This window comes from Limnohabitans sp. (assembly GCF_031539105.1).
Classification (GTDB): domain Bacteria; phylum Pseudomonadota; class Gammaproteobacteria; order Burkholderiales; family Burkholderiaceae_C; genus Limnohabitans.
The window spans coordinates 36,645-59,009 of record NZ_JAVKLM010000010.1 but is presented as its reverse complement, the minus strand read 5'-3'; the positions used below and the strand labels follow the sequence as shown (position 1 = coordinate 59,009).

The following is a 22,365-nucleotide window of genomic DNA, read 5'->3' as shown; positions in this document are numbered from 1 at the left end:
ACCTAGGAGCCAGCATGCCACGTACAACAAGCTCAACTGCTGCATCCCGAAAACGCCCAGTCAACCTCACCTTGAGCGAGAGCTTAGTTGCCGACTTGAAGGGCTACACCACTAATTTGTCGGCCACTGCGGAAGAGTTGCTCACGGCCTACGTGGTGGAGCAAAAGCAAGCGCGATCAAGTCGCCAGCAGCAGGCTGATCAAACCGTGGCGGGCTGGAATGCTTTGCATGCCGATATTGGCTCCTTCGCTGACGAACATTCCACACTCTGATGGCTCAGTTTGATCTATACAAAAACAAAGGACCGCTGAAGGACACTATCCCTTATGTGGTGGTGGTTCAGTCGTCTTTGTTTGACGGCTATCGCCGCCGTGTGGTGGTGCCTTTGGTTAAACGCAGTGTTCTACCTGCAGGCATTGCTGGCACTCGGATGAACCCAAGCTTCAAAGTGCGTGGTGCTGTGTTGGTGCTGCACCCGTTAGATATGGTGTCAGTGGCTTGCGATCAGCTGGGTGAATGCGTGGGCTCTCTGGCTGAACACGGGCAAGAAATTGCAGATGCGTTGGACGAGTTGCTCACGCGCTCTTGGCATTAAAGCTGCCGAGCAAACAAATCATCCAACGCTTCAATGAGCGCCTGCGGCGGTCTGCACACATGCACACCCGCACCTTCCGCGTGAATGCCCCGCAAGAATAGGTACACCGCGCCTCCCATGTGTTGGGCGAAGTCATAGCCGGGCAGGCGCACTTTGAGCAAACGGTGCAGCGCCAAGGTGTAGAGCACGTATTGCACTTCGTAGCGTTTGTGTAGCAAGGCGTCTTGCAGGGTGTTGGGGTCGTAGCTGGGCAGTTTGTTGGACTTGTAGTCAGCCACCCAATAGCGGCCATCGTGCTGCAGCACCAAGTCCATTGAGCCCGTGAGCATGCCTTGCATCACACGCGCTTGCAGGGCAGGACGGGGCGTACCTTCAAACACATGGCGTTGAATGAGTTGGTCTAGCGCGGTGGCGCTGACGTGGTTCACTTCTAAGTTGAACTCCATCTCGGGCCACATGTGCTCGGTGCTCAGGTCGCGCAGTGTCAAAGGTGCAGCGTTGAGTTCTTGCAGAGGCAGCGGTGTTTGCACCACGGCTTGCAGCCAGGGTTCTAGTTGCGCGCGTGCTGCATCATCGAGTTGCAACCAACTGGCTTTGCGTTCTAGCAAGTTGGCCCACGCATGCTTGGCCCACTCTGGCGCTTGCGCATTGGCCACAGGCCAATTGTTTTGCGACAGCCATTCCAACAAATCGTGCAGCAGCGTGCCGTAGCGTGCACCGGCGGGGAAGCTTTGCCACGCGCTGATGGTTTCGGGTTCTAGCGCAGAGGCGGCAGTCCCAGTTGTATGTGCAAGTGTGGTGACGACAGACAGCGCATCTGCAGCTGTGTCAGCAAGCGCATCCGTGATGGCGTCGGCCACTGCTTCGTCACGTTTCGATTCAGACACCAACCCGCGCGTGATGGCGCTAAAGCTTGCCGTCCACCACAAGCTGTGGTGGGTGCGTGTGGGTGTCAGGGCATCTTTGGGTGCGCTGATGGCAGCGGTGGCTTGGTAGCGAATGCCTTGCAACTGTGGCAAGTCGGCCACTTGGATGTGTGGGCATGCGCCCCACAAGGCGTGCAATTGATTTCCTAAATCGCCGCGCTCTTGGCGCATCAGCAATTGCGACAACGCGCTCAGCTTTAAATCGCTTTTGGTGGTGGCTTTGCTCACATCATTTTTGGTTTCCGCCACGCCCAGCCACAACCCGCGTTGTGCACGCGTGAGGGCCACGTACAACAAGCGCATGTCTTCTTCCACCGACGTGGCGGTTGGGTCGCCGTCGTCATCGCCTTCTTCGCTCTTGTCTGCTTGCGCGAAGTTGGTCTTGGCTTTTTTCTCCACCGCAAACGCGCCTGCAAACGGCACAAACACCAGCGGGTATTGCAAGCCCTTGCTCTTGTGGTACGTGATGACTTTCACGCACAAGGCGTCAGTTTCTAAGCGTGCTTGCTGTGCATCGCTGTCGTGGTGTTGGCTTTGAATTTGTTCGCCCAGGTGGCGCACCAGCGCGTGTTCGCCTTGCAGGCTTTGCTCGGCGTGTTGCAGCAATTCGCCCAAGTGCAACAGGTTGCTCAAACGCCGCTCCCCATCGGGCTGCGCCAACATGCGCTGCGCCACGTGCTGGCTGTGCAGCCACTGGTGCAGCATGGGCAGCACGCCGTGTTGTTGCCACAGCCCGTGCCATTGGTGGAACTGTTCTAGCAGTTGCTCCCACTGCGCCTCGTCTTGCGTGATGGCCAGCACTTGGTGCAAGTCCAGCGCCCACAAGCGGCTTCCCACTGCGGCACGCACCCAGCCTGTTTGGCGGGGCGAAGCCACTGCACGCAACAAGCGCCACAAGTCGGTGGCCTCGGTCGATTGGTACACGCTGGTGTGGTCTGATAAATACACGCTAGGAATGAGTCGCGCACGCAGGGCGTGACGCACCGCATCGGCTTGCTTTTGGCTGCGCACCAGCACGGCCATGTCGCCGGGGGTGGCTGCACCTTTGTTCAGCAGGTCTGCCATTTGGTCGGCAAACACTTGTGCGGTGTGTTGCAAGTAGCTTGTGCTGCTGACTACTTCAGTGTCCCCTTGCGGGTGCATTTGCCACACGGTGAAGGGCGGGCATGCCTCGCCGCTCACCACCAGCGCAGGCTCTTTGCCTTGGGCCGACACTTCCACAAATTCAATCTCGCCTTGTGTGGATGCAAACGGTTGCTCGGTTTGCATGAACACATGGTTCACCGCTTGCACCAAGCCCACGCTGGAGCGGTGGTTGCCGGTGAGGGTGTGCAGCGCGTCCTCATTCGTGGCTTGCGCATCGTTGCGCGCTTGCAAGTACGTGCCCAAGTCTGCGCCACGAAAGCTGTAGATGGCTTGCTTGGGGTCGCCAATCATCACCAGCGCGTTGCTATCGTTGCAGGCGTCTGGCGCATAGATGCGGTTGAGCGTGCCGTACTGCCAAGGGTCGGTGTCTTGAAACTCGTCCACCAACGCCACCGGGTATTGCTGGCGAATGGCAGTGGCCAATCGGCCGTCGTCGGCCATCACGGCGTGATGCAGGTTTTGCAACAGGTCTGAAAAGTCAAACGCGGCGCGTTGCGTTTTGGCCGCTTTGTAGGCTTCGCCCACCGCGTGTGCGGCGTGCAGGGCTATGTGTTTGTCGGTGCTTGGCTTGGCGTCAAACAACGCAACATAGGTTTGCATCGCCGCGAAGAAAGCAAAACCCTCGGCCTCAGCCCAGCCTTTGTCTTTCAGGGCTTGGGTGGTGAAGCGCTCGAGTACTTTGAATTCTTCTTTGCTGATGTGCGCCTTCGCGCTTTGCGTGGCCCACGCTTGCAGCGCTTTGAGCCAGTTGGCAAAGTAGTCGGCACGCAAGCCTTTGATTTTTTTCTGCGCACCTGCTTCTTGCAGGGCTTGCAGCGTCGTCTCGCCCCATGCCTCACGCGCAGCAAGTGCCGCAGCTTCTACTTGTGCTTGCCACGCCATGTGCGTGTCAATGGCTTGTGTGGGCGTGATGTCGGGTGCAACCACCTCGCGTGGTTTGCGCTCTTGTTCCTTCCACATCTCGCTCAAGGTTTTCAGCAGCTTGGCTGGGTCTTGGCCGATGAGGGGGGTGATGTGTTGCAGCGTGTCGCCGCTGAGTGGGTAAAACCATTCGCGCCAATAGTCTTGCACCAGCGTGAGTTTGAGTTGGTCGGCATTCTCAAGTCGCGTTTGCTCAAACAGGTTGTGGCTCTCCAGCGCGTGCTGCGTCAGCATGCGGCGTGACCAACCGTGAATGGTGTAGATGGCCGCATCGTCCATCCACTCGGCGGCGCAGTTGAGTTGCAGCGCACAGCGTGGCCACAGCGCGTCGTCAAAACTGTCGCGCAGTGTTTCTAAAAACGCATCTACTTTTATTGAGGCAGGGTAGTCGCGGCCTTGCGCGCTCAAGTCAAAGTAGGTCGCAGCTTGGCTCAGGCGTGTGCGAATGCGCTCGCGCAGCTCGGCGGTGGCGGCATCGGTGAACGTCATCACCAAAATTTGAGGGGGCAGCAAAGCCTCGGTGCGTTCGTGGCCCAGCACTAGGCGCAGATAAAGCGCAGCGAGTGTCCATGTTTTACCTGTGCCGGCGCTGGCCTCAATCACTTGGCGGCCGCGCAGCGGCAGGGTGTGTGCGTTGAGGGCTTTCATGCGTCAGCCTCCTCGGCGTGGTCCGCGCTGTCGGCATTCAGGTGAATCACCTTGGCGGCTTTGAACATGGGTTCGTACAAGCGGGTGGCCCAATGGTTCAGGCCACCTTCCACATCTTCAAAACTCGTGAACACGCGTTGCAAGGCGGGCGAGCCTGTGTATTCGCCGCTCTTGCCGAAGCCGCCTTCAAATGCAGCTTGCGCTTTGCCCATCGCGTCTTTGCTGCCGCCGTACACGCCCATCACAAACGCGCAGGCGGTTTTGGCTGCCACGGGCAGGGGCTGTGCCCATGCTTCTAGATAGGCATTGCACAGGTCTTGCAAATGTTCTTGCGCTTGTTCCGCTTTGATGGGCTTGAGTTCGATGGCCGCATCAAGCCCAATTTGCACGCTGGTGGTGGGCGTGCCACTGGCGCACGCGGCCAAGTGGTGCAGCCACAGGTGGCTGAGCGTGTCGATGCGGGTGACTTGGTTTTCTTTTTTGCCTTCGGTCACCGCGCCTGGGCGCAGCGCCACTTGCAGCCAATGCTGCCCAGCGTCATGCGCTTTGCCATTCGTGTGCCACATGGTTTGGCCATTGGCCCACTCGGCACTCAGGTGCGTGTGGCCCAGTTGGCAGTGGGCAGATTGCACGCTCAAGTGGTTTGGCCATTTGGGCAACAACACATCCAATTGCTCACGCAGTTTTTCGCGGTCGTTCTCAAACAGGTGTTGCTGCGCTTCGCCAAAACCGGCCATGGCCAGTTGGCCACTCAGGTGCAGTTGGTCTATGGCTTGCTGCGCATCTTCTGCCTGTGCAATGCGTTGGTTGAGTTTGTATTTTTCTAAACCGTCCAGCGAGAAAGGCTCTTCTTCCTCGGCGGCTTGTTCGGGCTGGTCTAGGCGCAAGCGCAAACGGTCCACCAAAAACACTTCCACGGGTTGACGCAGCAAGCGTTGCAAATGTTGCAGCGTCAGCTCGGTGGGTGCTGTTTCGCTTGGCGTTGCTTCGTTTGGCTTTGCCGCCGCAGACGAAGCAGAGGACGACAACAACGCACGCTGCCAATCATCCGCATAGGTTTGGAACGTGGAGTCTTGCGTGAAGTACTTGGGCGAGAACGCTTGCAGCGGTTGCAACGGTGCATCGCAGGCCAAGCCGCCATCTTGCGTCCACACCGCATTGAGGTAGTCCATCAGCTGCGCCACCAACACCGAGGGTGGCTTCACTTCGTGGTCCGTCGTGCGGCGACCTTGCCAGCTGATGTAGAGCTTGTCGCGTGCTGATAGCAACGCCTCTAAAAACAAATAGCGGTCGTCTTCTCGGCGCGAGCGGTCGCCTGCGCGCCAGTGTGATTGCGTGCTGCCTGCGTGTGCGGAGTCGCTCATCAAATCAAAGTCGCGTGGGGTTTGGCTGCGTGGGTAGTCGCCATCGTTCATGCCCAGCAAGCACACGCACTTGAAGGGGATGGAGCGCATGGGCATCAGCGTGGCGAACTGCACGCCACCACCAAAAAAGCGGCGTTGCATGGCGGGCTGTTGCAGCTGGGCCATCCAGTGTTCGCGCACCACCACCAGTGGCAGTGGGCTGTCGAGGCGGGCCAGCTGGCATTCGGCCAGCCATGTTTCTAGCGGGGCCATCACGCGCTCGATCAAACGCTCATCTGCTTCGTCGCTCGGCTTAAAGAACAAGCTCACCAACTGCTGCAACACCGCCACCCATTCGGTAGGCGTGTGTTCTTGGCGCAGTTTGATCAGCGCAATTTGTGTGTGGCGCAGCCATTGCAACAGGCCATCGACCACGCGTGCGTCTAGCCCGCCCACGCCTGCTTGGGGCAGTGTGTCGGCCCATGGTGTGGCAAGGTCGTCGCTCGCACCCGTGGCGTAGCCCAGCAGCAAACGCTCGATGCCAAACAGCCAACTGTTTTGGTTTGCATCGGCCATGTCGGGCGCAATGCCCCACGGTTTGCGGTGTGGCGCGTCTAGGCCCCAGCGCACGCCGGCGTCGGCCAGCCAAGTGTCGAGCTGGGCTACGTCGTGTTCTTCTAGGCTAAAGCGTTCGCGCACAGCGGCCACTTCAAACAGGCTTTGCCACTCCACGCGTGTCACGCGCAGTTGAGGAAGTTGCAGCAGGGTGTCAAGGGCTTGCACCAGTGGCTCGGTGCGCGGCGTGGTGTCGGCCACGGTGTAGGGCAGGTGGCGTGCATCATTGCTGGCGAAGCGCCCAAACACCGCATGGATGTGCGGCGCAAAGTTGGCCATGTCGGGCACCATCACCATGATGTCGGCGGGCTTGAGCGTAGGGTCTGCATCTAGCCACGCCAGCAGGCGGTCGTGCAGCACCTCTACTTCGCGCTGGGCCGAGTGCGTTTGCACAAAGCGCACGCTGGTGTCGTCTGCGGGCACGTCGGTTAAGTGGTCGGGCAATGGCGCAAGGTTGAGCAAGGACGATTGCAAGTGCTCGAGCATCGTGGGCTCGCGGCCTTGATCGGCTGCTGTGTTTGCAGGGTCGACAAACACATCCACGCGATTGAACTGGCCTTTGTATTGGTCTACGTCGTCAAAGCCATCGAGCAAGTGCAAGTAGTCGCGGCCGTGTTTGCCCCATGCGGCCAGCAGGGGGTGCGTGTCGGTGTGCAGGGTGTATTGGTCGGCCTCAGACAGCGAGCCATCGTCTTGCGGCACGGGCAAACCGGCTTTGTGCGCTTGGCGTTGCTTAGACAACTTGGCCAATGGCACACGGCTTTCCACCACATGGCCCCAGTAGTGCTGGCAGGGGTTTTGCACCAGCATGAGCACTTGGCACACGCGGCCCAACGCGGCCAGTGCCTGCACGGTTTGCATGGGCAGCGACGTCACGCCAAACACCATGATGCGATGCGGCACATCCGCAGGGCGTTGGCCCTCGGCAAGAGTAGCCATCTTGGCCATGAAGGCCTCGTGCACTTTGGCGCGTGAGCTGTAGCTGTGTTGAAGCTCTGCTTTGACATCGGCATCAGCCGCTAGGTCGTCCAGCAAATCGCGCCACAGTTCGGGCTGCCAGCTTTGTGCGGCGGGCAGAGGCGTTGCCATGCCTGCTTGTGTGCGCAGTGTGTCTTTGTGATTAGCCCAGTCTTCTAGCCAATCAGCGCGGTAGTTTTGGTAGCCGTCCAGCACGTCGGCCAGCTGCGCGGCCAGTTGATACGAGCGGCGGTTCATGAGCGAAGCTTGGTCTTCAGCTTGGCCTAGATAGTTTTTCAGTGGCGCAAAGCTGGGCTTGGCCAACAACACGGGCAGCAAACGCATGATCCGCCACACCAGCGGCGACTTGTCCAGCGGCATGTGCGCGGGCACATGGCTGGGGCCCAGCACGGCGCGGTAAATTTGCCACAGCTTCGTCGACGGCAGATCCACCTGCGTGGCCGCGCAAATGCCAAGGTCTTTGGCCAAAGCCAGCTCTAGCCAATGCTTCATGCCGTTGCTTTGCACCAGCAACACCTCGGGCGCAAGCACGGGCAGCGGGTGGTTGCGGATGAACTGCACCGCCAACTCGCGCAGGCCCTCTAGCTGGTTGCTATGAAGCACCATAAAACCGGTGGCGTGGGGGCTAGACATGTGAGGCAGAACGGGCAAAAAAACGGGCTAAATATGTGCGTGAGCCAGTGAGCATACTGGATGCTTGCTCAAAGACTTGACGGACGCTTAAACCCCTTCAGGCTTAATCTGCGCCCGTGCAATCACGGGCTTCCAACGCGCTTGTTCGAGTTTGATGAAGGCTTCAAATTCGGCATGCGTGTTGCCAATGGCCAGTGCCGTGTCTTGGCTGAGTTTGTCGTGCACCACTTTGCCACGCGCGGCAGCGATGGCTTCTTTCTCTAGTTTTTCTAAGTTGGCTTTGGGCATCTTGCTTGGGGCCATCAGTCCGTACCACTGTGTCATTTCAAAGCCTTTAAAGCCTTGCTCGGCCACGGTAGGCACATCGGGCAGTTGAGGCAGTCGTGTGCTGGTGCCGGTGGCAATGCAGCGCAGCTTGCCTGCCTTGATGAATTGCAGCAGAGCAGGTGCGCCCACCGCGGCGGCATCTAATCGGCCCGCCATCAAGTCGGTGAGCATGGGGCCTGTGCCACGGTAGGGCACGTGCAACACAAAGGTGTCAGACACCATCTTGAGGTATTCAAACGCCAAGTGTCCCGCGCTGCCATTGCCCGCCGAGCCGTAGTTGAGTTTGCCAGGGTTGGCTTTGGCGTAGGCCACAAACTCTTTGAGGTTCTTCACTGGCAAGTCGGGGTGCACCACATAGAGGCTGGGCACTTTCGAGATGAGGGTGATGGCCGTGAAGTCTTTGTTGGCGTCGTAGGACAACTTGGGAAAGATATACGGGTTGACCGCCAGCGTACCGATGTGGCCCAAGATGAGGGTGTGCTCATCGGTTGAATTGGCCACCTCTTGCATGGCAATGTTGCCTGCGCCGCCGGGCTTGTTGTCCACAAACACGCTTTGCCCCATCGTCTTGCCCATCTCGCCCGCTAAGGCGCGCGCCACAATTTCAGAGCTGCCGCCCGGCGCAAACGGAACCACCAACCTCAAAGGCTTGGTGGGCCATGCCGCTTGTGCATGGGATTGCAGTGGCGACAAACTCAGTGCCGATGCTGCGGTGCTGGTCAACAGTTGGCGGCGAGTGAGGACGGGGTCGATGAAGTTCATGGTGAAATCCTTGGGCATCCGGTGTAGGTGCGCACCGCTATCCATGTAGTATGCCCAGCCACAGACACCTTTTGGAGTGAGATGATGAAACGATCGACGTTCTTGCTAGCGCTTGCCACAGTGGCTACTTCACCCGTGTGGGCCGACCCAACGTACCCCAACAAACCGATACGCATCATCGTGCCGTTCACGCCTGGTGGTAGCCCCGATGTGTTGGCACGCACCATCGGCCAAAAAATTTCTGAGAGCACGGGCGTACCTGTGGTGATTGAAAACGTGGCGGGCGCAGGCGGCACGGTGGGTGCTGATCGTGCTTCCAAAACCGCATCTGACGGCTACACCTTGCTGATGGGCCATGTGGGCACTTTGGCTGTGGCGCCTGCCGTGTATCCCAACTTGCCTTATGACCCCATCAAGTCGTTCACACCTGTGGCGTGGGTGGCCAAGGTACCCAATGTGTTGGCCGTTCACCCTTCAGTGCCGGCCAACACCGTGGCCGAGTTGGTGAAGTACCTCAAGGCCAATCCGGGCAAAGTCAACTATGGCTCGGGTGGCAATGGCAGTGCCGCGCATTTGGCGATGGAGTATTTCAAACTCTCCACCCAAACCTTCGTGGTGCATGTGCCCTACCGTGGCACTGCACCATCGGTGACCGATGCGGTGGCTGGGCAAATTCAAATGGTGTTCACCGGTGCGCCCGCGTTGGTCCCGATGGTCAAAGCAGGCAAGCTGCGCGCCATTGCCGTGTCTAGCCCTAAGCGCTTAGACCTGCTGCCTGATGTGCCAACTTTGGCTGAGTCTGGTGTGAAAGGCCTAGAAGGTTTTGAAGCAGACCAGTGGTATGGCCTGGTGGCCCCTGCTGGCACACCGGTTGCCATCGTGCAAAAACTCAACCAAGTGGTCAATGCCAACTTGACGGCTCCCGAAATGGTGGCCCGACTCAGAACCGAAGGCTCCACTGCCACGCCCACTACCCCCGAAGCGTTTGGCCAACTCATTCAACGCGAGATCAAGCGTTGGCGACCCGTGGTGCTGAACGCTAAGATCACGGCTGATTAAAAAGGAAACACCATGATTGCCCAATCCATTCCCGATTTCATTCGCACCCTCACTGCTTTGAGTGGCATCCTTGAAAAAGGCGCAGCCTCAGCCCAAGCCCGCAAGATTGACTCACTGGTGCTCACCAGCGCACGCTTGGCCCCCGACATGTTTGCCTTGTCCAAGCAAGTGCAAATTGCTTGCGATGTGGCCAAACTTGGTTTTGCTCGCTTGAGTGGCATCGACGCCCCCAAGTTTGCCGACACCGAAACCACGTTTGAAGAACTGCAAGCGCGTATTGGTAAAACAATTGATTTTTTGCACACCGTCACCGCTGAGAGCTTGGCTGGCGTAGAAGACAACGTGGTGTCTTTTCCCGCAGGCCCCGAGCGTGTGTTGAAGCTCAAAGGCCGCGACTTTTTGTACCAGTGGATGTTGCCTAACCTGTATTTCCACACGGTCACGGCCTACAACATCTTGCGCCACAACGGTGTGGATGTGGGCAAGATGGATTACCTCAAGGGTGCAGACTTGCTGTCTTGAGGTTTAGAGAACCAAGACACGTACAAGGCCGGCAACACCACCAGCGTTAGCAGCGTGGCGGTGACCAAGCCACCAATCACCACGATGGCCAAGGGGCGTTGGGTCTCCGACCCAATATCATGGCTCAAAGCCATGGGCAACAGGCCCAAGGCCGCGAGCATGGCAGTCATCAGCACGGTGCGCAGACGTTGCAGCGCACCTTCTTTGACCGCATCAATCACGGTGTAACCCGCGTTGCGCAGCTGCTGGAACACCGACAGCATCACCACACCGTTGAGCACGGCTTGCCCAGACAGCGCAATAAAGCCAATGGCGGCCGATACTGAAAGCGGAATGCTGAACATCCACAAGGCCACAAAGCCACCAATCAAAGCCAAAGGCACGTTGATCAAAATCAGGCCTGCAGTTTTGAATGAGCCAAATGCGTCAAACAGCAACACAAAGATGAGCAGCAGCGAAATAGGCACCACCACCCCCAAGCGTTTCATGGCGCGTTCTTGGTTTTCAAACTCGCCCGACCAAGTGACGGCGTAGCCTTCACTGATGGTCACGTTCTTTTCCACGCGGGCTTGCATGTCGGCCACGACCGAGCCCATGTCACGGCCTTTCACAAAGATACCGATGGCCATGGTGCGTCGGCCTGCTTCGCGGGCAATGTTCATGGCGCCGCTGCCTTGGCGAATGGTGGCCACGTTTTCAAGCGTGGCATAGCCGCCGCTGGGTAAGGCGATGGGCGTGGCAGGCAGGTTGATGACCGAGCGACGGTCACCCGCCAAACGCAGCACCACTGAGAATTTACGTTCGCCTTCCCAGATTTCTGTGGTGGCGCGGCCCGCCAAGGCGGACTCGATCACATCTTGAATGTCGCCCACGTTGAGGCCTAAGCGCGCAGCGCGGTCTCGGTCAATATCCACGATGAGTTGAGGCACTTCGCCTAAGCGGTCAATCTCGGCACGCTGTACGCCCACCACTTGCTTGAACTCGCGTTGCATGGCTTCTGTGGTTTTTCGCAATACATCTAAGTCGTCACCCGAGACCTTGACCACGATTTGGCCTTTGATCTGTGAGATCGATTCAAGCACGTTGTCCCGAATGGGCATGGAGAACGCTGGATCGACACCGGGGATGATGGCCAGCTTTTGGTCCATCTCTTCGATCAACAAATCCCGCGTTATGCCTTTGCGCCATTCTTCGGCGGGCTTCACGTCGACAAACACCTCGGCCATGCTGAGCGTTTTGGGGTCGGTGCCATCTTCGGGTTGACCTGCTTTGGACACCACCGTGCGAACTTCGGGAATGGTGAGCAGTTGTAAGCGCGCTTTGCGCAGCACTTTGGCGGCTTCTTCTTGTGACACGCTGGCTGGCATGTCCCAGTTGACCCAAAACGTGCCTTCATTCAACTCAGGCAAGAACTCTGAGCCCAAGCTGCCCGCTGCCAAGACCGATGCGGCAAAACAGGCCAGTGCAATTTTCACGACCTTGCGAGGTTGCTCAATCGCCCAATTCAACACAGGGTCGTACACACGCTTGGCCCATGACACCAAACCGTTGTCACCGTGGGGCACACCTTTGCGCAGCAACCAATACGCCAGCAAAGGCACGAGGGTGAGCGAGAAAATAAGCGAGCCAATCAGCGCTGTCGTGACCGACAAAGCCATCGGCTGGAAGATACGGCCTTCATGACGTTGCAGCGCAAAAATAGGAATGTGCGCGGCAATGATGATGAGCATTGAGAACACCGTGGGACGGCCCACCTCGCTAGCGGCATTGGTGATGAGGGTGCGACGCTCTTTTTCGTTCATGCCTTCACCGCGTTCGGCCAAACGGTGCATGATGTTTTCAATCACGATCACCGCGCCGTCCACGATGATGCCGAAGTCCATCGCGCCCAAGCTCAGCAAGTTGGCGGGTACACCCAAAATTTTCAGACCCAAGAAGGTCGACAGCAAGGCGAGTGGAATGACCACCACCACGGCCAATGACGCACGCATGTTGGATAAGAACAGGTACAACACCAGCGACACCAGCAACGCACCTTCTACCAAGTTTTTGAATACGGTGGTGAGGGTCTTGCCCATCAACCACGTGCGGTCATAAAACGGCACGATTTGCACACCTTTGGGTAGCACGCGGTCGTTGAGGTCAGCCACTTTGTCTTTGATGCCTTTCAGCACCACGCTGGGGTTTTCGCCCTTGCGCATGATGATGATGCCAGTGACCACATCGTCGTCCATGTCTTGACCCACAGTGCCCAAACGTGGCACGGCGCCAATGGCGACGGTGGCGACGTCTTTGACCAGCACCGGCGTATTGCCGCGTGCGGTGACCACGATGTTGCCAATGTCTTGGGGCGAGCGCAGCAAACCAATGCCGCGGATGGCGAACTGTTGTGTGCCTTGGGCCACATAGCTACCACCGGCGTTGGAGTTGCCTCGGCCCATGGCGTTTTGCAAGTCTTGCAGGGTGAGCTTGTAGGCACGCAGCTTTTGCATGTCTGGCTGCACTTCGTATTGTTTGATGTAGCCGCCCATGCCCACCACATCGGCCACGCCCGGGATTTGGCGCAGTGCACGTTCCACGGTCCAGTCTTGGATGGTGCGCAGATCGGTCGATGTTTTGCCGTCGCCTTTAAGGCGATAGCGCATGACCTCGCCAACAGGTGTGGCGTTGGGCATGACGTTGGCTTGCACCCCAACAGGCAAGTCCACACTGCTTAAGCGTTCGTTGACTTGTTGACGTGCCAGGTTGACTTCTGCGTTGTCGTTGTAGGTGACCACGGTGAAGGACAAACCAAACTGCGTATGTGAGAACACGCGAATCGAGTTGGGCAAACCAGACAGCGCCACTTCAATGGGCAGCGTGACTTCTTTTTCTACCTCTTCCGCTGCACGGCCTGGGTAAAGCGCAATCACCGTTACTTGGGTGTCGGTGACGTCGGGGAAGGCTTCAACGGATAAATTTTTAAAGGCGAACACGCCCGCCATCACAAACAACAAGGTACCCAGCAGGATGAACAGCGGCTGGTTCAGCGCATAGTCAATGAGACGCTTCATTTGTTACCTGCGCCGCTTGCGGGTGTGGCAGAACCGGGGGCTGGCGTGTGTTGCATGGCCTCGTCTTGGGCATTGCGGAATTCACGAGCCAAGAGCAGGCTGTTTTCTTTCACCACCAGTTCGTTGGCTTGCACGCCTTCGACGATGAGCACTTCTTGCAGGCCTTCATAGCCCAGCTTGACACGACGTGGTTCAAACACGCCTGGCTCAGTTTGTACATAGGCCCAGTGCTCAGTGCCGCGCAATTGCACAGCGCTGGCAGGCACCAAAACACCGGCACCAAGCTTGCGTTCGATACGGGCAGTGCCGAGCATTTCTGCTTTGAGCATTCGTTGTGCGTTGTCAATGACGGCGCGCACTTTGATCGAACGGGTGGTGCTATCAATGAAGTCGCCGGTGGCGGTGATTTTGGCTTCAAAGGTTTGACCAGGAAAGTTGGGCAAGGTCAATGAGACTTTGGTGCCTGTTTTGAGTGAGGCGGTGTCGGATTCACGCGCATCAATTTGTACCCACAGCACGCTAGGGTCGCTCACCACAAACAAGGCTTGATTGCCGGGCCCACCTTGGTCAGGGCGCACCTCTTGGCCAGCACTCAGATTGCGCTCCACCACCACGCCTTTGACGGTGGCGGCGATGCCGAGTTGTTGGTTCACGTTGTTGGCGCCGCTGCCGTACATGCGTGTACGGGCTTGTGCACGGGACAGCTCAGCCCGTGCACGCATAGCGTCTGCTTCGGTGAGGTCGAGTTCTTTACGTGAAATCACATCGGCTTCAAACAAGGTTTGGTGACGGGCGAGGGCGCGGTCAGCCACTTGGGCATCAGCCAGGGCTTTGGCGGTATCGGCTTGCGCTGCGCCAAATTCAGGCGAGGCCAAGGTGGCCAACACTTGGCCTGCACTCACGTTTTGGCCAATGTCGGCTTGGAGACTCAGCACGCGGCCTGCAAATGCTGGGTAAATGCGCTGAGTGCGCTCTTCATTCCATACCAAGCGTGCGGGCAGTTCAATGGTCACGCTGTCTGCGGCCTTGGCTTCAACAGCGCTGAGCAAGGCAAGCTGAGGGTGACCCGCAGGAAAGCGCAATTGTTGCCCTTGCACGATGGGCAGCGGCACCGGAGGCTTGTGTGGTGCTTCTTGATTCAGAAGCGAGGACACAAGCACAGCGATGGCGAGTGCTGTGCCACCAGTGACATAGCGTTTGGTGGGCGTGTCTAACAGTTGGCGCGTGGTGTCGCGGAGGCGGTCTTGCAGGTTATGTCGTATGCTCATGTCACGTTTATCGTTCATCGTGGCTGACCAGTCCCTGACTTAACTTTTATTGAGTCCATCCTGTGCGAATTTTGCTGATTGAAGACGACGCCGTGCTGCAAGCGGTGATGCTGCGCAGCCTCAGCGATGCAGGCCATCGCGTAGACGCGGCAAGCCATTTGGAAGATGGCGCGCATTTTTGGCAAGTGCAGGCCTATGACGCCGTGTTGTTAGACCTGAACTTGCCGCTCAACGGGCTGCCCCATGCTGCCCAAGGCAGTGGCTTGCAGCTGCTGCGCGGAGCGCGTGCGCGCGGTGACCGCACGCCTGTGCTGGTGCTGACGGCCCGAAATCGCACAGACGAGCGCATTGCTGGTCTAGACGCTGGCGCAGATGACTACTTGGGCAAGCCCTTTGATTTGGAAGAAGTGGAAGCGCGCTTGCGTGCCTTGGTGCGTCGCACCCAAGGCGTGAGCGACGAAGTGCAAGTGGGGCGCTTGCGCTTGAATCGCAAGCTGCGCCGCATTTTTGTAGGCGATGCCGATTTGGCGTTGCCCGCGCGCGAATTTGAAGTGTTATGCGAACTGATGACGCCACCTGGACGAGCTGTAAGTAAGCGCGTGTTGTCAGACAAACTTTCTGATTTTGATGAGGCTTTGGGCGACAACGCGCTTGAGGCTTTCATTTCGCGCTTGCGTAAAAAACTGGCCGACAGCGGGGCAAAAATTCGCACCTTGCGCGGCATTGGTTATGTTTTAGAGGAGTAGTTATGACTGACGCACCACGCAAGCCTTCGCTGCGCAACCGTTTGATGCGCCACGTGCTGGTGCCATTGGCCGTGACTTGGCTGGTGGGATCGGCTTTGGTGGTGGGTATTGCGTCGTACTTTGCACAACAGGCGTTGGATCGTTCATTGCTGGATGATGCTTACTTGGTGGCCAGCCACGTGCGTATTGGCCCAGATGATGCGGGCACTTTGGACTTAAGCCTGTCCGCACAAGAGATGAGCACCGTGTTGTTTGACCAAAGCGAGTCCCTCTACTTTGCTGTACTAAGCCCCACGGGTAATTTGTTGGCCGGCCATGCGGGCTTGAGACCCGATCAATTTGGCTCAGCGGTGAAGCCCCAGTTCGCAGCCATGGAATACCAAGGGCGTATGTTGCGCACGGTGACGATTCGCCGCCAACAGCCGGGTGACTTTTATGTAGTGATGGCGCAAACAACAGCCAGTCGAGACAGATTGTTGCAACGCTTGTTCACCTTTTCTATCGTGCCGCAGTTGCTGCTACTGGTTTTGTTGGCTGCATGGTTGCAGCATGCCATTGAGGACGACTTGACGCCCTTGGCCGATCTTGAAGAAGCCGTGGGCCAGCGCGATGCACGTGACTTGACACCTGTGCCTGTGACGGCCACCACACGTGATGTGCAGCGTTTGGGTCAAGCCATCAATGCACTTTTAGGGCGAATTGCCTACAGCGTGCAAGCGCAGCGCGAATTTTCGGGCAATGTGGCGCATGAGTTACGCACGCCATTGGCAGGTATTCGTGCCTTGGCCGACTATGGCTTACGTCAAAACGATCCACAGGTGTGGCGCGAGCAGTTGCAAGGCATTGCACAAAGTCAAGAGCGAGCCAGCCATTTGGTGGACCAATTGCTGGCCTTAGCCTTGGCTGATGAAGCGCATCAAAACTTAGAAAAAACCGCGGTGCCTTTGGACGTGTTGGTGGGCGACGCCGTCCTGCGCTATTTGCCTAAAGCCGATGCTGCAGGCGTGGACTTGGGGGCCAAAGGCATTGACCATGCGGTGGTCGTTCAAGGCAATGCTGCGCTGATTGAAGGAATTTTGAACAACTTGATTGACAACGCCTTGCGATACGGCCGTGCAATGGATGGTGAAAGTCACATCACGGTATCGCTAGAGCAGACTTATCAAAACGTCACGCTCTCGGTCATCGACAACGGTGCAGGCGTCCCCCCCGATAAACTGAAGCAAATTAGCCAGCGCTGGGTACAAGGGGCAGCGGGTGAGGCCCTCAAGGCAGGTCTTGGCTTAGGACTTGCAATTGTAAATACCTACGCCAAGTTGCTGGGTGCACGTGTGGCTCTGAAGCCCGTGCAGCCTCAGGGTTTATGCGTCAGCGTGGTGTTTGAAAAACAGCCCCATCTTTAACAATCACAGGAAGTTTCCATGGACGCATTTCAAGACCACTACCCCGAAAACGTAGCCCATTGCTATGGCTGTGGCCACCTCAATGAGCATGGCCACCAAATCAAAACCGTGTGGGAAGGCGACGAAACCGTCACGCGTTTCAAGCCCGAGCCGTATCACACCTCGGTGCCGGGCTATGCCTATGGCGGCTTGATTGCATCACTGATTGACTGCCACTGCACCGGCACAGCTGCGGCGGCCATGTACAAGCAAGAAGGGCGCAGCCACGATTCGTTGCCTGCGTTTCGTTTTGTCACGGGCTCCTTGCATGTGGACTTTTTAAAGCCCACGCCGCTGGAATGCGAGCTGGTCATTCGCGGCCGAGTGAAAGAAATCAAAGGCCGCAAAGTGGTGGTGGAAGCCACCGTTTACGCTGGTGATGTGGCCACTGCACGTGGTGAAGTGGTGGCCGTGCAAATGCCGGATAGCTTTGGCCAGTAAAAAGCTTTCTTAAGCCTTGGGTCGTGACATCTTGAACAGTTGCTCAGGCCCAATGCTGAAGTAGTCGGCAGGGCCACCACCACGCAAGATGTGACCTGCATTGGCCGTGTCGTAAATACCGTCTTTCAGCAAGTGGTCGGCAATGTGCACGCCCACCACTTCGCCGAGCACCAACCAAGTGGGTACCTTTTGTTTGTCCAAGCCTTCGAGCTGGATGATTTGCGTGCTGCGGCACTCAAACGACACAGGGCTCTCGGCCACGCGCGGCACATCGACCACGCGTGAAGGCGCAGTAGTTAGGCCAGCCAACTCAAACTCATTCACCTCTGGGCCTACCGGCGCGCAGGTTTCGTTCATGGCTTCAGCCAGCGGACGTGTGACGAGGTTCCACACAAACATGCCGTTTTCTTGCACGTTGCGCAGCGAGTCTTTGGGGCCCGTGCTAGAAAAGCCAATGATGGGCGGGATGTAGTTGAACGCTGTGAAGAAGCTGTAGGGGGCAAGGTTCAGCACGCCCTCGTTGCTACGAGTCGATACCCAACCAATGGGGCGTGGGCCAACAATGGCGTTGAAAGGGTCGTGGGGCAGGCCGTGGCCGTTTTTGGGTTCGTAAAAATGCGTCATAGCCATACGGTAAACGCAAACGTGCAAGCAGGCTGTCGCCTACTTGCAAAACCGCTGTGCGCGTGGGTCTTACAGGCTGCGCTTGGCCACGATGGCCAACACATCCAGCTCGGCTTGGTGATCGGTTTTGATCTGGCCTAAACCTTTGCGCAAGCTCTCTTCGCCAGTGGCTTGGGCAATCAAGCTGAGCTGATCCACCAGCAGTTTGAACTGCGCAGCAGCCAAAGCAGGGTGCGCTTTGGCGTCGAGCACCAAGCCGTTGGCGTGGGTGTGATCTTCGGCTTCTTTGGCTGCAAACTCGGCGCGGGCTTCTTCGGTCAGGCGTGTGACCTCGTCGTGCGACAAGTGCAAGCGCTCGGCTTCGGCAATGATGAGCTCGCGCTCCGCGCCGTTGAGCATGCCGTCTTCAAAGGCCAGCATCAGGCGCTGTTTGAAAGCATCGCGGTCAATGCGCAATTGGTCGGTAAAGGCCGAAGCCAGCAAGCCCGCAGGAATGGCAAAAATACCAATGCCTACCAGTGCCAACACAACAGTCAGCGCACGACCCATGGGCGTGATGGGTGAAATATCGCCATACCCCACCGATGCCAAAGTGATGATGGCCCAGTAAATGGATTGCGGGATGTTTTCAAACTTATCAGGCTGCGCTTCGTGCTCAAGCAAGAAGCCCAAGCTGGCGGTGAGCACCACCAACAGCATCATCACAAACACCGAAGCAAAGATAACTTGCCACTCACGCTGCACCACTTTGTAAAGGGTTTCCAGTGCAGACGTGTAGCGCGTGAGTTTGAGCATACGAACCAAGCGGAACACACGCAAGAAACGCAAATCGAGGTGTTGGCTGAACAAACTTTCCAACACGAATGGCAGGATGGCCAACAAGTCAATGATGGCCGAACCCGAGCGCATATGTGCCCAACGGGTCATACGCAAATGTTTGTACTTGGGATTCTCTGGTGCTGAGTAAACGCGAGCGATGTATTCAATCGTGAAGATGGTGAACGCCATCACGTCGATGACGTGAAACTCCACCGCAAACAAGCTGCGTACCGAGGCCACCGACTCAAAGATCACGCAGGTGATCGACAAGGCCACCCAAAATACAATGAAGTTATCAATGTAGGCATGCAAGCGGCCAGAGTGGCCAGTGGGTTCCAGCAATGCAAACACTTTGGCGCGGAACGTGCGGCCTTGGTTGAGCTCTTGAAACTCATGCCAAGCAGGGATGATTTGGCGCGACAGCTTGAACATCCGCGCCAATCGCATGACCCGCAGCACACGCAACATTTCAACGTCCACATCCACAAAGCGTGCGAAGTAGAAGGGCGCGATGGCGATCAAATCAATCAGTGCGTAAAAGCTAAAGGCATAACGCAAGCGCGGAAAGCTCTTGCCCGCGTAGTCGGGGTGCAGGTGCGCGGTGGCCACGCGCATCACATATTCGGCGGTGAAGATGCCTACCGTGATGACGTCAAACCAATGGAACCAAGACTTGTAGTTGTTGTAGATCTCGGGCGTGTTTTCGATCAGAACAGCAATCACACTCGCCACGATCAAAAACGCAATCGTGCGTTCGACTTGGTGTTGAAAACCATGCTTGAACTCGGGATCAAACACCCATTTGTAAAAGCTAGCGAGTGGCGAGGTGTGATGTGTGGTCATCGGGTGTGCTTTTCGATCAGTAGTTGACGCAATTCAGCCATTTCTCTGCGAAGCTGTTGGAGTTCTTCTTGCACGGTGAGTTGGTGGTGGTGGTCACGGTGGTCTTTTTCATGGTCAGCTGTGATGGAGTCCACGATCACCGCGATGAATAAATTGAAGATGATGAACGTGGCGATCAAGATGAACAAAATGAAGAAGATCCACGCATACGGGAACACTTCCATGATGGGGCGCGCAATCCCGTCAGCCCAACTCTCTAAGGTCATCACTTGGAACAGAGTGAAGGCACTCATGCTCAAGTCGCCAAACCAATCGGGAAAGTCTTTGTGGAACAGATTGGTGGCAATGACTGAGGCCACATAAAAGATGATCATGATCAGGCCAAATACGGAGCCCAAGCCTGGTAATGAGCTGAGCAAGCCACCCACCACCTTGCGCATGCTCTCAACCTTGTTAATCAGGCGCAAGACGCGCAAGACGCGAAGGGCGCGCAACACAGACAAGGAGCCAGAGGCAGGGACCAGTGCAATGCCAACGACTAAGAAGTCAAATAGGCTCCAAGGATCTTTGAAGAATGAAAAACCACGTGCTGCGATCAGCAAGACAATCTCAGCGATGAAGATCCCCAAGATCACATGGTCCAGCATGAAAAGCTCTTCTCCCCATGACGCCATGATGCTGTGGTTTGTCTCAACGCCTAGGATGGCAGCGTTGACAACAATGAGAAAAACTAAGAAATGTTGAACGCCGTGGTGCATGATGAATTGTTCAATTCGGTCGCGCCAAGATGTAGCAGTAGAAGTGCTTTGCATTGCTAAAAAATAGATGAGAGTAAAAGTGACAAAAAAGCCCCTTTCGGGGCTTTTTAAATTCAGTTATTTGTTTAGATAAAAAGCAAAAAACCGTTGATGGTGGACAAGATACCCAGCAAGCCCAGGCCGCAAGGCACCCAGAACAGCACATGGGCACCAGTCAAGATGGCGACTGATGTCAGCACAATGGCAATTTGCAGCAGGGCTTCGGCGTAGTCAAACCAAGGGTCTTGGCGCAGGGCAATGTCGCGCTCGTGCTCGTGTTCTTTGGCTTTGGCCATCAGCTCTTTTTTGCCGTCGCCAGTTTCTGGCTCTGACTCATAGCGTGCGATGTTTTTTTCGTAGCCTTCAATTTTTTTCTCAGCGATGGCTTTGGCGGCGGGAGAGAGCTTGTCATTGGCCAGTTGAATGCGCAGATCATCAGCTGCAATTTTGTAATCGGTCTGGCGAATGTTCTTGGCTTGGTAAAACGAATAAGCGTTCGAGGCCAAGATGTTGTTGCTCATGCTTTCTTTGGCAGCGTTGTTGCCACCCAAGCTGGCAATGGCCAAGCACATGGCCAGCAATGACACGAGCATGGCACATCGTGTGCGAAAGGGGTCGCTGCCGTGGTCTGGCAATTCGGTTTCTGGAACTTCACTCATGGTTTCTTCCTTTAGCGTTGTGATCGTCTGAGTCTTTGTCTTTGCGCTTAGCAAAGATTTTGTACAGGGCAAACACAGCCAAGACAGCTGCTACCACGCACACCACCAACTCTGCATTGGTGAGGGTGTGCACAAACTGGTCCACATAGTCATAGGTTGACAGTGGGGTGTAAACGTCTGGGTTTTCTTGTTTGTATTTTTCGTATGCGCCGTTGTCCATGATGACCTTCGTGAGTAGTTACTTGGATTGCTTGTTGGCTTCTGAAATGTGCTTTTCTTCTTCCATCTGATGCTTGATGGCTTCGACTTGCTCATCAGACATGCCCAGCTTGGCTTGCATGATTTTAAGTTGGGCTTGTTCTTCTTCTGTGACAACGCCATCGGACAGCACGTTACGCACTTCCATTTCATACAAAGCTTGGCGACGCTCCACCTGAGCCGTGTAGGCCGTGGCCACCACACCGGTCAGAATTGCCGCCAAGGCGATGGACAGCACTTGCGTGAGGATGACCAAGATCGTGCCCACAAAGGTCACGGGGTCCACATTGCCCCAGCCCGAGATGATGGTGATGACAAACCAGTGCATTGCTGCGGGGATGGAAGGGAACACCTCGGGCTGCTCGTGGCCTTCAATGATGTAGATCAACGAAGAGAACAGCAAGCAGCTGATGAACAGCAAGAACACAGCAGAGGAGAAAGAGTCTTTCTCGGCTTTGACGGCTGCCACCATGTCTTCAAATGCGCTGTTGTAGCGTGAGAGCTTGAAAATTCGCATCAAGCGGAACATGCGCAGCACGCGCAGGTCAGCGCCTGGGAACAGCAGCTGCAGGTAAAACGGCACCGTGCTGACAAAGTCGATGATGCCGTAAAAGCTAAACACATACTCTTTGCGACCTTGCCAAGCTGTGCCGCCGCTATGAACGTATTTCTCGCTGTACGACCAAACGCGCATGACGAACTCAACCGAAAACACGGCCACGCTGAACATGTCAAACAAATGGAATTCGTTTAAGTAGGCTTCGTGGATCTCTGGCACGGATTCCAAGATGATGCCAACCACGTTGGCCACCACCAAGAGAGCGATGAAGACTTCTACGAAGTGGCTGTACTTGTCAGGCACTTCACCTTCCATGATTTCAAAGGTGCGGCGCTTGATGCGCTGGTAAGTCGAGAGGTTAGCGGCGACGGTATTCATGGT

Annotated in this window: 18 protein-coding genes; 7 read left to right on the top strand and 11 right to left on the bottom strand. The window is 56.7% G+C overall.

The window, feature by feature from the left end:
• Positions 1–14: 14 nt before the first annotated feature.
• Positions 15–272, top strand: a complete 258-nt coding sequence (locus tag RMR24_RS02985) for a type II toxin-antitoxin system CcdA family antitoxin (protein WP_310613611.1) — start codon at positions 15–17, stop codon at positions 270–272.
• On the top strand, positions 272–595 hold the full coding sequence (locus RMR24_RS02980) for a CcdB family protein (RefSeq protein WP_310613610.1): 324 nt from the start codon (positions 272–274) through the stop codon (positions 593–595). The genes RMR24_RS02985 and RMR24_RS02980 overlap by 1 nt, the downstream gene beginning before the upstream one ends.
• Here the strand turns inward: RMR24_RS02980 and recB are convergent.
• From recB to RMR24_RS02965, 3 genes are all read right to left on the bottom strand, one after another.
• On the bottom strand, positions 592–4,236 hold the full coding sequence (gene recB / locus RMR24_RS02975; protein WP_310613609.1) for an exodeoxyribonuclease V subunit beta: 3,645 nt from the start codon (positions 4,234–4,236) through the stop codon (positions 592–594). The two genes, RMR24_RS02980 and recB, sit on opposite strands and share 4 nt — an antisense overlap.
• Positions 4,233–7,805 (bottom strand): exodeoxyribonuclease V subunit gamma, encoded by a 3,573-nt coding sequence (gene recC, locus RMR24_RS02970; RefSeq protein ID WP_310613608.1) that lies wholly within the window; start codon positions 7,803–7,805, stop codon positions 4,233–4,235. The genes recB and recC overlap by 4 nt, the downstream gene beginning before the upstream one ends.
• Before the next feature lie 87 nt (positions 7,806–7,892).
• On the bottom strand, positions 7,893–8,894 hold the full coding sequence (locus tag RMR24_RS02965; protein WP_405023300.1) for a Bug family tripartite tricarboxylate transporter substrate binding protein: 1,002 nt from the start codon (positions 8,892–8,894) through the stop codon (positions 7,893–7,895).
• Positions 8,895–8,978: 84 nt separating this feature from the next.
• On the opposite strand from RMR24_RS02965, the gene RMR24_RS02960 reads away from it, so the two are divergent.
• Together RMR24_RS02960 and RMR24_RS02955 are read left to right on the top strand one after the other, a co-directional pair.
• On the top strand, positions 8,979–9,953 hold the full coding sequence (locus tag RMR24_RS02960) for a tripartite tricarboxylate transporter substrate binding protein (protein ID WP_310613606.1): 975 nt from the start codon (positions 8,979–8,981) through the stop codon (positions 9,951–9,953).
• A 12-nt stretch (positions 9,954–9,965) separates the two neighbouring features.
• Positions 9,966–10,475, top strand: coding sequence for a DUF1993 domain-containing protein (locus tag RMR24_RS02955; protein ID WP_310613605.1), 510 nt, complete (start codon positions 9,966–9,968; stop codon positions 10,473–10,475).
• On the opposite strand, the gene RMR24_RS02950 is transcribed toward RMR24_RS02955, so the two are convergent.
• On the bottom strand, positions 10,445–13,528 hold the full coding sequence (locus RMR24_RS02950; RefSeq protein WP_310613604.1) for a CusA/CzcA family heavy metal efflux RND transporter: 3,084 nt from the start codon (positions 13,526–13,528) through the stop codon (positions 10,445–10,447). The two genes, RMR24_RS02955 and RMR24_RS02950, sit on opposite strands and share 31 nt — an antisense overlap.
• Positions 13,525–14,796 (bottom strand): efflux RND transporter periplasmic adaptor subunit, encoded by a 1,272-nt coding sequence (locus RMR24_RS02945; RefSeq protein WP_310613603.1) that lies wholly within the window; start codon positions 14,794–14,796, stop codon positions 13,525–13,527. The genes RMR24_RS02950 and RMR24_RS02945 overlap by 4 nt, the downstream gene beginning before the upstream one ends.
• A gap of 62 nt (positions 14,797–14,858) precedes the next feature.
• Between RMR24_RS02945 and RMR24_RS02940 the strand changes: the two genes are divergently transcribed.
• Genes RMR24_RS02940 through RMR24_RS02930 form a run of 3 tightly spaced genes read left to right on the top strand, consistent with a single transcriptional unit; the run spans position 14,859 to position 17,425 of the window.
• A complete protein-coding gene (locus RMR24_RS02940; RefSeq protein ID WP_310613602.1) occupies positions 14,859–15,542 on the top strand; it encodes a response regulator transcription factor in 684 nt (227 codons plus the stop codon).
• Between the two features lie 2 nt (positions 15,543–15,544).
• Positions 15,545–16,945, top strand: a complete 1,401-nt coding sequence (locus RMR24_RS02935; protein WP_310613601.1) for a sensor histidine kinase — start codon at positions 15,545–15,547, stop codon at positions 16,943–16,945.
• Positions 16,946–16,963: 18 nt separating this feature from the next.
• Positions 16,964–17,425, top strand: coding sequence for a PaaI family thioesterase (locus RMR24_RS02930; protein ID WP_310613600.1), 462 nt, complete (start codon positions 16,964–16,966; stop codon positions 17,423–17,425).
• Between the two features lie 9 nt (positions 17,426–17,434).
• Here RMR24_RS02930 and RMR24_RS02925 read toward each other — a convergent pair whose 3' ends face one another.
• The 6 genes from RMR24_RS02925 to RMR24_RS02900 all read right to left on the bottom strand — a co-directional run bounded on the left by RMR24_RS02925 (position 17,435) and on the right by RMR24_RS02900 (position 22,362).
• Positions 17,435–18,049 (bottom strand): flavin reductase family protein, encoded by a 615-nt coding sequence (locus RMR24_RS02925; RefSeq protein ID WP_405023301.1) that lies wholly within the window; start codon positions 18,047–18,049, stop codon positions 17,435–17,437.
• A gap of 69 nt (positions 18,050–18,118) precedes the next feature.
• Positions 18,119–19,711: an ion transporter gene (locus tag RMR24_RS02920; protein WP_310613598.1), complete on the bottom strand. Its 1,593-nt coding sequence runs from the start codon at positions 19,709–19,711 to the stop codon at positions 18,119–18,121.
• On the bottom strand, positions 19,708–20,523 hold the full coding sequence (locus RMR24_RS02915; protein WP_310613597.1) for an ion transporter: 816 nt from the start codon (positions 20,521–20,523) through the stop codon (positions 19,708–19,710). Before RMR24_RS02915 ends, RMR24_RS02920 begins: the two co-directional genes overlap by 4 nt.
• A 71-nt stretch (positions 20,524–20,594) precedes the next feature.
• Positions 20,595–21,167: a DUF4337 domain-containing protein gene (locus RMR24_RS02910; RefSeq protein ID WP_310613596.1), complete on the bottom strand. Its 573-nt coding sequence runs from the start codon at positions 21,165–21,167 to the stop codon at positions 20,595–20,597.
• The gene (locus RMR24_RS02905; RefSeq protein WP_310613595.1) at positions 21,160–21,387 is read right to left on the bottom strand and encodes a hypothetical protein; all 228 of its coding nucleotides are present in this window, start codon (positions 21,385–21,387) and stop codon (positions 21,160–21,162) included. The genes RMR24_RS02910 and RMR24_RS02905 overlap by 8 nt, the downstream gene beginning before the upstream one ends.
• A gap of 18 nt (positions 21,388–21,405) precedes the next feature.
• Entirely contained in the window at positions 21,406–22,362 is a 957-nt protein-coding gene (locus tag RMR24_RS02900) for an ion transporter (RefSeq protein ID WP_310613594.1), read from the bottom strand.
• Positions 22,363–22,365: the final 3 nt, after the last annotated feature.